Origin of the sequence: Paraburkholderia sp. (assembly GCF_047605525.1) — a bacterium.
Taxonomy (GTDB): Bacteria; Pseudomonadota; Gammaproteobacteria; order Burkholderiales; family Burkholderiaceae; genus Paraburkholderia.
In genome coordinates, this window is sequence record NZ_JASGFN010000003.1 from 155,207 (window position 1) to 170,123 (window position 14,917).

A 14,917-nucleotide genomic window follows, 5' to 3' on the forward strand; every position below is an offset into this window, starting at 1 on the left:
TAAAACTCTTTATTGCGGCGCAGTTCGCATGCCGCTCTTTCCTATTCTTGTCGTCATGGCATTCAATCCCGAGACGCGTGTGGCGCCCGTTGTCGGCCCTGCCTGGATAGGCTTACTCGTCGTCTTCTACTACGCGAGTATCGTGCGTCGCGCTCCTTCCCCACAGACAGTGAGCTGACGGCAGAAACATCGCCATATTCGATAGCGGAGCATCCTTTTTGTCGCCCGGGAAAAGATAGCCATACTTGGGTCTGCAGAGCCTTCTTGACCAGATCGCAGGCGGTATCGCTCAACGACACACGATGGGGAAGACCCATCTTCATGCACCCCGACTTGATGGGTTGATTCTGTCGGTACGAGGCGGAAGCGGCAACGAGAAAAACATCCCCAAAACCTTGCTGTTCTATGGCCTTGGGGGTGTCCGATGGAACCAAGCGGATTTGCCCGGAACACCTACTGGCGGAGACGGAGGGATTCGAAGGACCACAGGTTGCGAAATCAACCTGTGCGCTGTTGCGCGCTGCACAGCGAGAGATGATTTCTAGCTCGCGACCAACGCCGAGCAATGAGGTCGACTCGCGCATGGTCGGTAGCGTCCTCGCTACCACGCCCGTTGCCCCATCCGTTATGCAAAAGTGAGGGCGAAAGCGGTGGGGCAAAAAGTGGGGTAAAAAATCCCAAAACGACAAAGGGTTACGGACTTTCATCCGTAACCCTTTGATTTTTCTGGTCGGGGCGAGAGGATTTGAACCTCCGACCACCTGCACCCCATGCAGGTACGCTACCAGGCTGCGCTACGCCCCGAAGAGCGTGAAATTATAACAGACACTTCATTCGATTAGAACCGCCCGATACGAACAAAGCGCGAGCTAATGACCCAGCAGATCGATCACGTTCTGCAGTTCCTTGCGCAACTGCTCGACATCTACCGCGGCCGTCGCAGGCGATGGATGCGCCTGCATCGCCTGTCCACCCCCGACCTCGCCCTCCCCGGCTACCGTTGCCGGCACGTCCGGTTCACCGCCGCCACCGGACGAATCGAGCCGGTTGCGCGCACCGTTGATCGTAAAACCCTGCTCATACAGCAACTCGCGAATCCGACGGATCAGCAGGACCTCGTGATGCTGGTAATACCGACGGTTGCCGCGCCGCTTGACCGGCCTCAACTGGGTGAACTCCTGTTCCCAGTAACGCAGCACATGAGGTTTCACGCCGCATAGTTCGCTAACCTCACCAATCGTGAAGTAACGCTTTGCCGGAATCGGAGGCAAGACGACTTTTTCGATCGTCGCTGTCATCGTCAGTTAGCCGTGATGGGTTGCGCGAAAGCGCGCCAGTCGATCAGCGCGCGAAGTTCGCCTCGGCACCGTTCTCGACGAGCGCCTTCAGCTTTTGACTTGCATGAAACGTCACAACGCGGCGCGCGGCGATAGGAATCGCCTCGCCCGTCTTGGGGTTCCTGCCCGGACGCTGCGGCTTGTCGCGCAACTGGAAGTTGCCGAAGCCCGACAGCTTCACGCTGTCGCCGCTCTCCAGTGCATCGCGGATCACCTCGAAGAAGGCCTCGACCATGTCCTTCGCTTCCCGCTTGTTGAGCCCGACGTTGTCGAACAGCAACTCGGCAAGTTCCGCTTTGGTGAGCGTCGGCGTCTCAGTGGAAACGGCGGCGGGTGATGTCGGAATTTCGCGAATCATGGCGCTGCGTTGCGCCGTAAGAAGGGCTTCGAAATCACTCGAGTTCATTTCGTTCATATCTATCAAATGGCGCGCCAAGCGTAAAACAATGGATGCGGAAACAGCCGTGCAATTGTTAAATGCGGGTTATCCGCGCAACCGTGCGCCATATACTCGAGCCAGACGTTCCACCAGAGTTTGAATGGCCAGATCGACCGTTTCATCCTGAAGGGTTCCGCCAGTATCTTGCAAGGTCACACGGAACGCAAGGCTTTTCTCATGCGCGGCCAGACCACCGGAAGTGTTTGATTTTGGACGAAATTCGTCAAAAAGCGCAACCCTCTGGACATTCTTGCAGGCCGGCTCGGACTGGGCCTTCCGGAGCTCGTCGAGCAACGCCTGAACCTCGATTTTCTGATCGACGACCACCGCGATATCGCGTCGCACCGGCGGAAATTTCGATACTTCCGACGGAACCGGTAATATTCGCTGCATTAATGCTTCCGCTTCGATTTCAAACAGAATCGGCGCATGCGGTAAATCATATTTCTGCATCCAGCGCGGATGCAATTCGCCAATCCAGCCTGTGACGCGGCCATTGAGCTCGATACGCGCGCTGCGTCCCGGATGCAGCGCCGGATGCTCGGCCTTCACAAAACGCGCAACCGCCGGTGCGACCAGCGCTTCCAGATCGCCCTTCACGTCGAAGAAGTCGACCGTGCGCGTCGGCGCCCCCCACTGCTCTTCGAGCGCGGGGCCGTAGGCGAGCGCGCCGATCATTTTGGGCTGCGCGAAACCTTCGACGGTCAGCTCGCCGGCCTTGATCGACGGATCGTGCAGGAACACGCGGCCGGCTTCGAACACGCGCACGCGGTCCGCCGCGCGCCGGTTCAGGTTCGTACGCAGCACGTGGATCAGGCTGCCGAACAGCGTCGTGCGCATCACTGACAACTGGCTTGCAATCGGATTGATGAGACGCACCGGGTTGCTGTTACCCGCGAAATCCTGCTCCCACTCGGCGTCGACGAAGCTGAAGTTCACCGTTTCCGCGTAGTCGCGTGCGGCGAGCGCGTGACGGATCGTGTGAATCGAGCGCTGGGTCTCGCTGGTCGCGCGCATTTCGCTGGTCGCGACCGGCGGATGCGCCGGGATATTCTCGAAGCCGTAGATACGCGCGACTTCTTCGATCAGGTCTTCCTCGATCTCGATATCGAAGCGATACGACGGCGGCATTACCGAGAACGTGTCGCCGTCGCGTTCGAACGGGAGGCCCAGGCGCGTAAAGATCCGCGCGATCTCATCGGCGCCGATCTCGACACCGATGATGCGGTTCGCGCGCGCGACGCGCATCTTCACGGGTTCGCGCTTCGGCACGTTGACGATCTGATCGTCGACCGGACCGGCTTCGCCGCCGCAGATGTCGAGAATCAACTGCGTGATGCGCTCGATATGCTCGACGGTCGTCGCGTAGTCGACGCCGCGCTCGAAGCGATGACCGGCATCAGTCGAGAAGTTGTACTTGCGCGAGCGGCCGCGAATGCTATCGGGCCACCAGAACGCGGCTTCGAGATAGATGTTGGTGGTGTCGAGCGTGACCGCGGTGCTGTCGCCGCCCATGATGCCCGCGAGGCTTTCGATGTGCCGCTCGTCGGCGATCACGCCGACCGTCCCGTCGAGTTCGACCGTATTGCCGTTCAGGAGCTTCAGCGTTTCGCCGTTGCGGCCCCAGCGCACGTCCATGCCGCCGTGGATCTTGTCGAGATCGAACACATGCGACGGGCGGCCCAGCTCGAGCATCACGTAGTTCGAAATGTCGACGAGTGCCGAGATGCTGCGCTGACCCGAGCGCTCGAGACGCTCGACCATCCACTGCGGCGACTTCGCGCGCGCGTTGACGCCGCGGATCACACGACCCGAAAAACGGCCGCACAGATCGGGCGCCGAGATCTTGACGGGCAGCGTTTCGTTTAGCTTTACTGCAACGGGCTTGATCTCGAGCGGGCGCAGCGGCGCGCCGGTGATCGCCGACGTCTCGCGCGCGACACCGAACACCGACAGGCAGTCCGCCTTGTTCGGCGTCAGCTTGATTTCGAAAATCGTATCGTCGAGATTGAGTGCTTCGCGAATATCCTGGCCGATCGGCGTATCTTCCGGCAGGATCAGCAGGCCGCTATGATCTTCCGAGAGCTTCAGTTCGCGCGCTGAGCACAGCATCCCCTGGCTTTCCACGCCGCGCAGTTTCGAGAGCTTGATCGCGAACGGCGTGCCGCCCTCTTCGGCCGGCGGCAATTGCGCGCCCACCAGCGCGACCGGCACCTTGATGCCCGGCGTGACGTTCGGCGCGCCGCACACGATGTTCAGCGTCGCGCCGGTGCCGGCATTGACCTGACACACGTTGAGCTTGTCCGCATCCGGGTGCTTGACGACTTCCAGCACCTGGCCGACGACGATCTTCGAAGTCGGCGGCGCGGCCGGCCGCAGGTCCTCGACCTCGAGACCCGACATCGTCAACGCGTGCGCCAACTCGTCGGTCGTCAGTTGCGGATCGACAAAAGTTCTGAGCCAGGATTCCGGAAATTGCATGGTTCTGTATACGTTCTGATCAGGTTAGGTCCACGTCCGGCAGTTGCTTCGCCTATTCCGGTATCGGACCGGACGACTCGGCTCTGCCGGGGACGCTCGCGGCACGCACCGGGTACGATGCCGCGTTCTATGCTTGTCGCGCTCGCGCGCGCCGGTTCACGCGAATTGACGCAGGAAACGCAGGTCGTTTTCGAAGAACAGGCGCAGATCCTGCACGCCGTAACGCAGCATCGTGAGACGCTCGAGGCCGCTACCGAATGCAAAGCCGATATAGCGCTCCGGGTCGAGACCCATGTTGCGGATCACGGTCGGATGCACCTGGCCCGAGCCCGAAATTTCGAGCCACTTGCCCGCGTTCTTGCCCGTTTCGAACTGCATGTCGATCTCGGCCGACGGTTCGGTGAACGGGAAGTACGACGGACGGAAGCGCACGAGAATGTCGTCGCGCTCGAAGAATTTCTTCAGGAAATCGGTGTAGACGCCCTTCAGATCCGCGAAGCTGATGTTCTCGTCGATCCACAGGCCTTCGACCTGGTTGAACATCGGCGAATGCGTCGCGTCGCTGTCCACGCGATAGGTGCGGCCCGGCACGATCACCTTGATCGGCGGCGTATTGGTACGCGCGTAGCGCACCTGCATCGGACTCGTATGCGTGCGCAGCAGCAACGGGCGGCCATCGGCGTCGTTGCCGTCGACGTAGAAGGTGTCCTGCATCGAACGCGCCGGATGGTTTTCCGGGCTGTTTAGCGAGGTGAAGTTGTACCAGTCGGTTTCGATCTCGGGACCATCGGCCACGTCGAATCCGATCGTACGGAAAATCTGTTCGACGCGCTCCCAGGTGCGCATTACAGGGTGCAGGCTGCCCGTGCTGGCGCCACGGCCCGGCAGCGTGACGTCGATCGCTTCAGCCGCGAGGCGCTGATTCAGCAGCGCGTCGGCGAGCGCCTGACGACGGGCCGTCAGCGCGGCTTCCACCTGTTGCTTGACGAGGTTGATCCGTGCGCCTTCGGTCTTGCGCGTTTCGGGATCGAGTTTGCCAAGGCCCTTCAACAGCTCGGTCAGCGCACCCGATTTACCGAGAAAGCGTGCTTTCTCGTTCTCGAGGGTGGTGACGTCGGAGGCTTCTGCGAAGGCTTTTTGCGCGTCGGCGACAATCTGGTCCAGATCCATTGATCCCATCATTTCAACGTCAGTGTTCTATCGAAACAAACCGGTTCTACCAACAAAAACGGGGCTCGGTGAGGAGCCCCGTTTTTGTTGCAGCGTCACCGGGACTACCGGATGTTCGCTGCAACGAACCACGCAGTTTTAATTGCCAGAAGCGCAATCAGGCTGCAACGGCGGCTTTCACCTGCTGAACGATCGCAGCAAAAGCAGCCTTGTCGAACACAGCCATGTCGGCCAGCACCTTGCGGTCGAGTTCGATCGACGCCTTCTTCAGGCCGTTGATGAACACGCTGTACGTCATGTCGTGCTGACGCACCGCCGCGTTGATACGCGTGATCCACAGTGCGCGGAACACACGCTTCTTGTTGCGGCGGTCGCGGTAGGCGTACTGGCCTGCGCGCATGACCGCCTGCTTGGCGATGCGATAGACGTTATTGCGACGGCCGCGGTAACCCTTGGCCAGCTTGATGATCTTCTTGTGACGGGCCCGTGCGGTAACCCCACGTTTTACTCGAGGCATGTTTCGCTCCTATGAGTGTCGGTTAAGGGTTAAGCGAACGGCAGCATTGCGCGAACGGAGTTCAGATCGGAATCATGAACTGCCGTGGCACCGCGCAGATGGCGTTTGTTCTTGGTGGACTTCTTGGTAAGAATGTGACGCTTGAAGGCCTGACCGCGCTTGACGGTACCGCCCGGACGCACCACGAAGCGCTTTGCAGCGCTCTTCTTGGTCTTCATCTTCGGCATGACAACTCCATTATTAGATGGACATGGGTGTGCGGTCGGCCAGTTGGCCATTTCCCGCCCTTCGAAACCCATTCCACTTGGTATGCAGACCGCCGATACCGCCAGCGGCCGCTTTTCGGGAACCGCCACGCATTTGCATGCGCGCCGTTCCGAAACCTTCCGACACCACGCCGGACACCCGGCACAGCATCATTCAAACTTCTGCCACCGGAACGCGCGCCACATGACGCGCCACCACTCCGGTCAACTGCTTTGCGCTTACTTCTTTTTCTTTGGAGCGAGCACCATGATCATCTGACGCCCTTCCATTTTCGGCATCTGCTCGACCTGACCCACTTCGTCGAGGTCGGTGCGCAGGCGTTCAAGCATGCGCATGCCGATTTCCTGGTGAGCCATTTCACGACCACGGAAACGCAACGTGATTTTCGTCTTGTCGCCGTCTTCGAGGAAGCGGATGAGGTTGCGCAGCTTGACGTTGTAATCACCGTCGTCGGTACCCGGGCGGAATTTGACTTCCTTGACCTGGATGACCTTCTGCTTGAGCTTGGCCTCGTGCTGCTTCTTCGCTTCCTGGTACTTGAACTTGCCGTAGTCCATCAAACGGCAAACCGGCGGAACCGCTTGTGGAGCGATTTCGACCAGATCCACGTCCTGCTGTTCCGACATGCGGAACGCATCAGCGAGTTTCACGATGCCGAGCGGTTCGTTCTCGACCCCGACCAGTCGCACCTCGGGTGCTGTAATTTCACCGTTGATGCGGTGCGCAGACTTATCAGTAGCGATGTTACGTTTCCTCTAAAAATTAAAAAAAACGAGCCGGGCTGCCAAGTGGCTCAGTTGAACGACTGCACGTTCTGGCGCAGACGCTCAATGAAAGCATCGACGGGCATCACGCCCAGATCGACACCACCACGGGCACGCACGGCTACCGTTTGGGCTTCACGCTCTTTGTCGCCGACTACCAGCAGGTACGGGACCTTCTCCAGCGTGTGCTCGCGTATTTTATAGCTAATCTTCTCGTTGCGCAAATCGGCCTCGACTCTAACCCCTTGTTTTTGCAACGATTGAGCCAGAGACTGCGCGTATTCGGCCTGACTTTCCGCGATATTCATGACCACGACCTGCATCGGCGCGAGCCATGCAGGCATTGCACCAGCATGGTGCTCGATCAAAATGCCGAGGAAACGCTCCATTGATCCGACGATTGCCCGATGCAGCATGATCGGACGGCGGCGGCTGTTGTCCTCGGCGACGTATTCGGCGCCAAGACGCTCCGGCAGCACCATGTCGAGTTGCAGCGTGCCGCACTGCCACGAGCGGCCGAGCGCGTCCTTGATGTGATATTCGACCTTCGGACCATAGAACGCGCCTTCGCCCGGCAGTTCTTCCCACGTCACGCCGCAGGCCGTCAGCGCTTCTCGTAGACCCTGCTCCGCGCGATCCCACGTCTCATCCGTGCCGGCGCGCGCATCCGGGCGCAGCGACAGCTTGATCTCGACATTGTCGAAGCCGAAGTCACGGTAGACGCTCATTGCGAGCGTATTGAACGCGATCGATTCGCTGATGAACTGGTCTTCGGTACAGAAAATATGCGCGTCGTCCTGCACGAAGCCGCGCACGCGCATCAGGCCATGCAGCGCACCCGACGACTCGTTGCGGTGGCACGAACCAAACTCCGCGTAGCGCAGCGGCAGATCGCGATACGAGCGCAGACCGTGGTTGAACACCTGCACGTGACCGGGGCAGTTCATCGGCTTGATCGCATAATCGCGCTTCTCCGATTCCGTCGTGAACATGTTTTCACGATAGTTCTGCCAGTGGCCGGACGCTTCCCACAGCGAGCGGTCCATGATCATCGGCGTCTTGATTTCGAGGTAACCCGCTTCGTTCACGCGGCGGCGCATGTACTGCTCGACCTGCTGCCACAGCGTCCAGCCGCGCGGATGCCAGAACACCATGCCCGGTGACTCGTCCTGCATGTGAAACAGGTCGAGTTGCTTGCCAAGCTTGCGGTGGTCGCGCTTCTCCGCCTCTTCGAGCATGTGCAGATACGCTTCCTGGTCTTCTTTTCTGGTCCAGGCCGTGCCGTAAATACGCTGCAATTGCTCGTTCTTCGAATCGCCGCGCCAGTAGGCGCCCGCGACCTTCATCAGCTTGAAGACTTTCAGCTTGCCGGTGGACGGCACGTGCGGGCCCCGGCACAGATCCGTGAAGCCGCCGTGCGAGTACAGCTTGATTTCGTCGCTAGCGGGGATCGACTCGATGATCTCGGCCTTGTACTTTTCGCCGATGCTTTTGAAGTACTCGACCGCTTCGTCGCGCGACACCACGCGGCGCGACACCGGCTCGTCTTTCTTCACGAGCTCCTGCATGCGCTTTTCGATCTTTTCGAGATCTTCCGGCGTGAAGGGACGGTTGTAGGAGAAGTCGTAATAGAAGCCATTGTCGATGACCGGCCCGATCGTGACCTGCGCCTCCGGATACAGATCCTTTACCGCATACGCAAGCAGGTGCGCCGTGGAGTGACGAATGATATCGAGGCCGTCTGCGTCTTTCTCGGTGACGATGGCCAATGCCACATCGCGATCGATCAGCGTGGACGTATCGACCAGTTCGCCGTCGATCTTGCCGCCGAGCGCGGCTTTCGCGAGGCCGGGGCCGATCGAGGCGGCCACTTCGGCGACGGTCACCGGATGCTCGTACTGTCGAACAGAACCGTCAGGCAGGCGTATCGAAACCATTGCGTTCTCCGTGGTGCCGGCCGGCGGCGGCACATACAACCATCAAACAAGCCAAAAAAAAATGCGGCCCCGCTTTCGAGGGGCCGCACTCACATTTCATGCAAACTTCATTGGCAAAAGTGGTCCTCGACTAGCGTCGCTCCGAAGTAGTTTCGATCAACGTTCGCGGTGTCATAACCGTATTCGCCTTTTTGCGCTCAAGGCGCTCACTGCAAGTTTGCGAAACCCCGGCGAAGCCGGAATTTCATTTCGTTGGTAGGCTCGATTGGACTCGAACCAACGACCCCCACCATGTCAAGGTGGTGCTCTAACCAGCTGAGCTACGAGCCTAGAGAAACGAGATTATATGGAGCCCCACGCAACTTGGCAAGTACTTTTATGCAGAGACTTTAAATTTGCCGCGACGCGTTCGAACACTGCTCCGAGCGAGCACGTCCGCAAAGTTCTTCGCCGGCGTGCGCCTCTGTAAACCGAATCGCGTGCCTCAATTCTTGCGCGACGCGCGCATCACACCCGTGACCTCGCCAAGCAACGTGCACGCGCGCTGAATCTGCGCGGCGCTCGAGACCTCGACGGTAAATTGCATGAACGCTGCATTACGCCGGGTCTGTGTCTTTACGCCGATTACGTTCATCTTTTCCCGCGCGAACACTTCAGAGATATCGCGCAACAGACCCTGCCGGTCGGTTGCCTCGATGCTGAGATCGACCGGATAGACCGACTGGCCGCGCCCACTCATCACGTCCGCCGACCACGCCGTCTGCAGCACGCGCTCCGGCGCGCGTTCGGCCATCCGGCGGAACGTCGCACAGTCGCTGCGGTGAATCGACATGCCCTTGCCGCGCGTGACGAAACCGCAGATGTCGTCCGGCGGCGCGGGACGGCAGCAACGCGCGAGCTGAGTCAGCAACGCGTCGACGCCCACTACCAGCACGCCGGTGGACGCGCCGCGCGCAACGCTCGCGCCGCTGCTGCGCTTCTCGAATTTCTCCGGCGCGTCGACCTCGGGCTCGGGCGGCGGCGCATCGTGCAGCGCCTGCTCGACGAGCCGCAGACTGAACTCCTCCTTGCCGACCACGGAGAAGAGATCGTCTGTGGTCTTGAAGCCGAGCCGGGCAGCCAGCTGATCGAGATTGACCGACGTCTTGCCCTCGCGCTGCAAGGTCTTTTCGACCATCGCGCGCCCGTTCGCGATGTGCTCCTGCAACTCGACCGCGTTGAACCACGCACGCACTTTCTGGCGCGCGCGCGCGCTTTGCAGATAACCGAGCTGCGGGTTGAGCCAGTCGCGCGACGGGCCGCCCTCCTTCACCGCGACGATCTCGACGGTCTGGCCGTTCTGCAGTGGCGTGTTGAGAGGCACCATCGCGCCGTCGACGCGCGCGCCGCGGCAACGATGTCCAAGCTCGCTATGCAGGTGATACGCGAAATCGATCGGCGTCGCGCCGTGCGGCAGCGGGATCACACGCGCCTGCGGCGTCAGCACGTAAATGTGATCGTCGTCGAGCGTGGCCTGGCGCAGTTGCTCCCACGGCTGCGCCGCGCGCTCGTCGCCGTGCTCGCCCTCGGACACCTCGTCTTTCCACGCGAGCAACTGACGCAGCCACGCGATCTTCTCGTCGTACTTCTCGTTCGCGGCAAACGTGCCGCCGTAACCGCGCGCGCCCGCTTCCTTGTAGCGCCAGTGCGCGGCGACGCCGTATTCGGCGAAGCGATGCATTTCCTGTGTGCGGATCTGCACTTCGAACGCGCGGCCGTCGTCGCCGATCACGACCGTATGCAGCGACTTGTAGCCGTTCGGCTTCGGCCGCGAAATGTAGTCGTCGAACTCTTTCGGCACCGGCTGCCACAGGTTGTGCACGATGCCGAGCACGGTATAGCAATCCTTGATGTCCGGCACGATCACGCGAAACGCGCGCACGTCGTACAACTCGGCGAAATCGAGCTCCTTGCCGCGCATCTTGCGCCAGATGCTGTAGATATGCTTCGGCCGGCCGCTCACTTCCGCGCGGATATGCGCGGCGGCCAGTTCCTGCTGCAGCCGCTCGATCGCCTGCGCGACATAGCTCTCGCGCTCGACGCGCTTTTCGTCGAGCAGCTTCGCGATGCGCTTGTAAGTGACCGGCTCCTCGAAGCGGAACGCGAGGTCTTCGAGCTCCCACTTCAGTTGCCAGATGCCCAGACGGTTCGCGAGCGGCGCGTAGATATCGAGCGTCTCGCGCGCGACATCGGGCGACGGCGTGACTTTCGCCGCCGCGTAATAGCGCAGCGATTGCAGCCGCGACGCAAGGCGGATCAGCACCACGCGAATGTCCTGCGCGAACGCGAGCAGCATCTTGCGCAGCGCCTCCACCTGGGCGCGGCGCGCGGCCTGCGCATCGCGCCCGGCTTCGGGCATCGCATTCTGCGCCGCGCGCAGGCTGACCGTGCCGAGGCGCAGCAGCTTGCGCACGTCGCCGACCAGTTGCGCGACTTCCTCGCCGAAGTTGTCGGCGATCACCCGCTCCGGATCGCGCAGATGCGGCGTCAGCGCAAACAGCGCCGCCGCCAGCACCGCCGGTGGATCGACGTTGAGCTTGCGCATGATCGACGCGGTGCCCGCCGCGTGATCCGCGAGCAGTTCGCCCGACGACAGCCGCACCTCGCCCGCGTGCTCGCGCACGAACGCCATCGCTTCGTCGAAGGAAGGATGGGGATGAGGCGCGTTCGTAACGGTTTCGGTATTCATGGTGCGACGGCCCGCCGGGCCAGACGAATCAACGCGATTTCAACAGCGGTGGTACGTAACGGCCGTGGCTTAGCCGCGCTGCGCCGCGACCACGACGATTTCGACGAAGCACTTCGGGTTCGCGAGCTTCGCTTCGACGGTCGCGCGCGGCGGCGTGTCGCCCTGAGCGACCCACTCGTCCCACACCGCGTTCATACCGGCGAAATGCACCATGTCCGAAATGTAGATCTGCACCGACAGCAGAAGCGACTTATCGCTGTTCGCTTCACCCAGCAGACGGTCGATGTGGCCGAGCACTTCGCGCGTCTGACCCGTAATGTCCTGATCCGTGTCTTCGGCGATCTGACCCGCGAGGTACACGGTGCCGTTGTGCACGGCCATTTCCGAGAGACGCTTGCCGACGTGATGACGAATGACTGCCATGAAAAATCCTGAGCTGGTTGGTTGATGGGAAGCCATTGCGCATGACGCTTCCCGCGGAACTCGCGGAGACGTCACACGAAACCTAATATTATGACGCGTTCGCCGACGGCCCGATGAAGAACTGACGCGCCGTCGCGATCTGATCCTGCGCCAGAAACGCCGGTGCATGTCCGACACCGGCAATCTCGACGCCCGCTACGAGGCGCCCGGTCGCGATCATCTTTTCGACCGTTTCACGCGACAGCAGATCCGAGCGCTCGCCGCGTACCACGAGCACCGGTCCCTGGAACGAAGCGAGCGAATGCCAGAGCGCCGCCTCGCCGAGCTTCGCGGCTTCCTCGGTGACCGCGGCAAACGGCTGCGCGATGCGCGGATCGTAGCGCAGCACCCACCCGCCGTCCTGCTCGCGTAGCAGCGGCGTATTGATTTCGCGCCATTCTTCCGGCGTGAGCGGGCCGAAGCTTTGCGCGAGCTGCGCGGCGTAATCGACACCCTGCTGCAGCGTGTCGAAACGCACGGGCTTGCCGAGGTAGTCGCCGATGCGCTTCACCGCAACCGGCTCGAGATGCGGCCCGACATCGTTGAGCAGCAGCTTGCGGATCGGCGTGTCGGGCAGACCGGCGAGCGCCATGCCGATCAGGCCGCCCATCGAGGTGCCGAACCAGTCGACCGTCTCGACGTCGAGCCGCGCGATCAGCGTGACCATGTCGGCGACGTACTGCGGCACGCCATACAGGTTGGGGTTCGCGAGCCACGCCGACAAGCCCCGGCCGACCACGTCCGGACAGACCACGCGGTAGGTATCGGCGAATGTGGCGGCGACGCGGTCGAAATCGCGCCCCGAGCGCGTCAGGCCATGCACGCACAGCAGCACGCGCGGATTATCAGGGTCGCCCCATTCAGTGTAGGCGACGCGATGCAGACCGGCGGCGCTCGCGCACTGCACATAACGTTGGCGCGGCGGGGGCTGCGTGGCGGTGGAAGCGGAGATCGTTGCGGTCATCTGGGTTCTCGCAAAAGCGCTGCGGATTGGGTTCGGTCAGGTACGCCGAAGCAGAGTCTAGGAAGCAAAGGCGCCGAAACAGGCAGGAATATCGTCACGCGTTCAATCTGCGAACGATTGTAAACCGCTTCGTCGCGTTGCAAGGATCGGCCAGAAGGCATAGGAAGCCTCCGCCGACCCTCGGTGAACCTGCTCGCCGCGCCAAAAACAGAACGGGCGAGACTCGCGTCTCGCCCGCCCGAAAAACTGCGTTGCCACCACCCCGTCATATCGGCCAGGACGGTGGCGTCACCGCCCTCAACTCACCGCGCTCACATCGAGCGGCGCGCCGGTCTTCGCCTTGATTTCGTCGACGCTCACGCCCGGCGCCAGCTCGGTCACCTTCAGGCCGTCTTCCGTCACCTCGATCACGCCCAGGTCGGTAATGATCTCGTCGACCACGCCCACACCCGTCAGCGGCAGCGTGCATTCCTCGAGGATCTTGTGCTGGTCGCCCTTCGCGACGTGTTCCATCAGCACGACCACGCGCTTGACGCCCGCGACCAGATCCATCGCGCCGCCCATGCCCTTGATCATCTTGCCCGGAATCATCCAGTTGGCGAGATCGCCCTTCTTGCTGATCTGCATCGCGCCGAGAATCGCGAGATTGATGTGGCCGCCGCGAATCATCGCGAACGAGTCGGCCGACGAGAAGATCGACGAGCCCGGCAGCGTCGTCACCGTCTGCTTGCCGGCGTTGATGAGGTCGGCGTCCACTTCCTCTTCGGTCGGCGACGGGCCGATGCCGAGCAGACCGTTTTCCGATTGCAGCCACACCTCGACGCCCGGCGGCACGTGATTCGCCACCAGCGTCGGCAGGCCGATGCCGAGATTCACGTAAAAACCGTCCTGCAATTCCTTCGCCGCGCGCGCGGCCATTTCGTCACGAGTCCATGCCATGATCAGTCTCCTTTCGCGCGGACGATACGTTGTTCGATGCGTTTTTCCGGGTGCGCATTCAGCACGAGGCGCTGCACGAAGATGCCGGGCGTATGGATCGCGTCCGGATCGAGTTCGCCCACCTCGACGATCTCTTCGACTTCCGCGACGGTGATGCGGCCCGCCATCGCGCACATCGGGTTGAAGTTGCGCGCGGTGCGGCGGTAGATCAGGTTGCCCGACTTGTCGGCCTTCCACGCCTTGACGAGCGCGATGTCGGCGGTCAGCGAATGTTCGAGCACGTAGTGGTTCTCGCCGAACTGGCGGGTTTCCTTACCCTCGGCGATCAGCGTGCCGTAGCCGGTATTCGTGAAGAACGCGGGGATGCCCGAGCCGCCCGCGCGCAGCTTCTCGGCGAGCGTGCCTTGCGGCGTGAATTCGAGCTCGAGTTCGCCGGCCAGGTACTGGCGCTCGAACTCTTTGTTCTCGCCGACATACGACGAGATCATCTTCCTGATCTGGCGCGTTTCCAGCAGCAGACCGAGGCCGAAACCGTCGACGCCCGCATTGTTGCTGATGCAGGTCAGGCCCTGCACCTTCGAATCGCGCAGCGCCGCGATCAGCGCCTCGGGAATGCCGCACAGCCCGAAGCCGCCGACGGCGAACGTCTGCCCGTCCTTGACGATGTCCTTCAGCGCCTCGGCGGCGCCCGGATAGACCTTGTTCATCAGTTTGTCCCTTCCTTTATGGAAACCCGAAACCGGATTATTGCGGCTGGCATCGCATAGGGCGACGCTTCGTCGCCGCCATGTGATGCCGCCATGTCATTCTAGTCATCCGCGGCGCGCGGCGCGTCGGGCGTTGCCGGCCACGTGCTTTTTTGCCTGCCACGGCATGCGCCGCCGCGTTGTCATCTGCCCGAAAGAGTACGCT

13 protein-coding genes and 2 tRNA genes are annotated in these 14,917 nt (G+C 61.6%); all 15 read right to left on the minus strand.

All coding sequences use genetic code 11. The features are described 5' to 3' along the window. Positions 1 to 727 precede the first annotated feature (727 nt). A tRNA-Pro gene (locus QM685_RS05075) sits at positions 728 to 804 on the minus strand. 65 nt (positions 805 to 869) lie between these two features. Beyond that, the gene (locus QM685_RS05080; protein ID WP_415113376.1) at positions 870 to 1,298 is read right to left on the minus strand and encodes a MerR family transcriptional regulator; all 429 of its coding nucleotides are present in this window, start codon (positions 1,296 to 1,298) and stop codon (positions 870 to 872) included. A 43-nt stretch (positions 1,299 to 1,341) separates the two neighbouring features. Continuing rightward, positions 1,342 to 1,752, minus strand: a complete 411-nt coding sequence (locus tag QM685_RS05085) for an integration host factor subunit alpha (protein ID WP_415113378.1) — start codon at positions 1,750 to 1,752, stop codon at positions 1,342 to 1,344. Between the two features lie 69 nt (positions 1,753 to 1,821). After that, entirely contained in the window at positions 1,822 to 4,257 is a 2,436-nt protein-coding gene (gene pheT, locus QM685_RS05090) for a phenylalanine--tRNA ligase subunit beta (protein ID WP_415113381.1), read from the minus strand. 156 nt (positions 4,258 to 4,413) lie between these two features. Then, positions 4,414 to 5,427: a phenylalanine--tRNA ligase subunit alpha gene (gene pheS / locus QM685_RS05095; protein WP_415113383.1), complete on the minus strand. Its 1,014-nt coding sequence runs from the start codon at positions 5,425 to 5,427 to the stop codon at positions 4,414 to 4,416. Between the two features lie 157 nt (positions 5,428 to 5,584). Then, positions 5,585 to 5,944, minus strand: a complete 360-nt coding sequence (rplT, locus tag QM685_RS05100; protein WP_006052502.1) for a 50S ribosomal protein L20 — start codon at positions 5,942 to 5,944, stop codon at positions 5,585 to 5,587. Between the two features lie 29 nt (positions 5,945 to 5,973). Next, positions 5,974 to 6,171: a 50S ribosomal protein L35 gene (rpmI, locus tag QM685_RS05105; RefSeq protein ID WP_085480755.1), complete on the minus strand. Its 198-nt coding sequence runs from the start codon at positions 6,169 to 6,171 to the stop codon at positions 5,974 to 5,976. Positions 6,172 to 6,429: 258 nt separating this feature from the next. Then, on the minus strand, positions 6,430 to 6,954 hold the full coding sequence (gene infC / locus QM685_RS05110) for a translation initiation factor IF-3 (RefSeq protein ID WP_073430551.1): 525 nt from the start codon (positions 6,952 to 6,954) through the stop codon (positions 6,430 to 6,432). A 50-nt stretch (positions 6,955 to 7,004) separates the two neighbouring features. Further along, entirely contained in the window at positions 7,005 to 8,912 is a 1,908-nt protein-coding gene (gene thrS / locus QM685_RS05115) for a threonine--tRNA ligase (RefSeq protein ID WP_415113387.1), read from the minus strand. 253 nt (positions 8,913 to 9,165) lie between these two features. Next, positions 9,166 to 9,242: transfer RNA gene (locus QM685_RS05120), tRNA-Val, on the minus strand. Positions 9,243 to 9,396: 154 nt separating this feature from the next. Beyond that, a complete protein-coding gene (locus QM685_RS05125; RefSeq protein ID WP_415113389.1) occupies positions 9,397 to 11,640 on the minus strand; it encodes a RelA/SpoT family protein in 2,244 nt (747 codons plus the stop codon). 69 nt (positions 11,641 to 11,709) lie between these two features. Beyond that, positions 11,710 to 12,063, minus strand: a complete 354-nt coding sequence (locus QM685_RS05130; protein ID WP_415113391.1) for a RidA family protein — start codon at positions 12,061 to 12,063, stop codon at positions 11,710 to 11,712. Positions 12,064 to 12,151: 88 nt separating this feature from the next. After that, positions 12,152 to 13,066 (minus strand): alpha/beta fold hydrolase, encoded by a 915-nt coding sequence (locus QM685_RS05135; protein WP_415113393.1) that lies wholly within the window; start codon positions 13,064 to 13,066, stop codon positions 12,152 to 12,154. 297 nt (positions 13,067 to 13,363) lie between these two features. Continuing rightward, complete coding sequence (locus QM685_RS05140) at positions 13,364 to 14,005, minus strand: CoA transferase subunit B (protein WP_415113395.1); 642 nt, start codon at positions 14,003 to 14,005, stop codon at positions 13,364 to 13,366. A gap of 2 nt (positions 14,006 to 14,007) precedes the next feature. Next, the gene (locus QM685_RS05145) at positions 14,008 to 14,712 is read right to left on the minus strand and encodes a CoA transferase subunit A (RefSeq protein ID WP_415113397.1); all 705 of its coding nucleotides are present in this window, start codon (positions 14,710 to 14,712) and stop codon (positions 14,008 to 14,010) included. Positions 14,713 to 14,917: the final 205 nt, after the last annotated feature.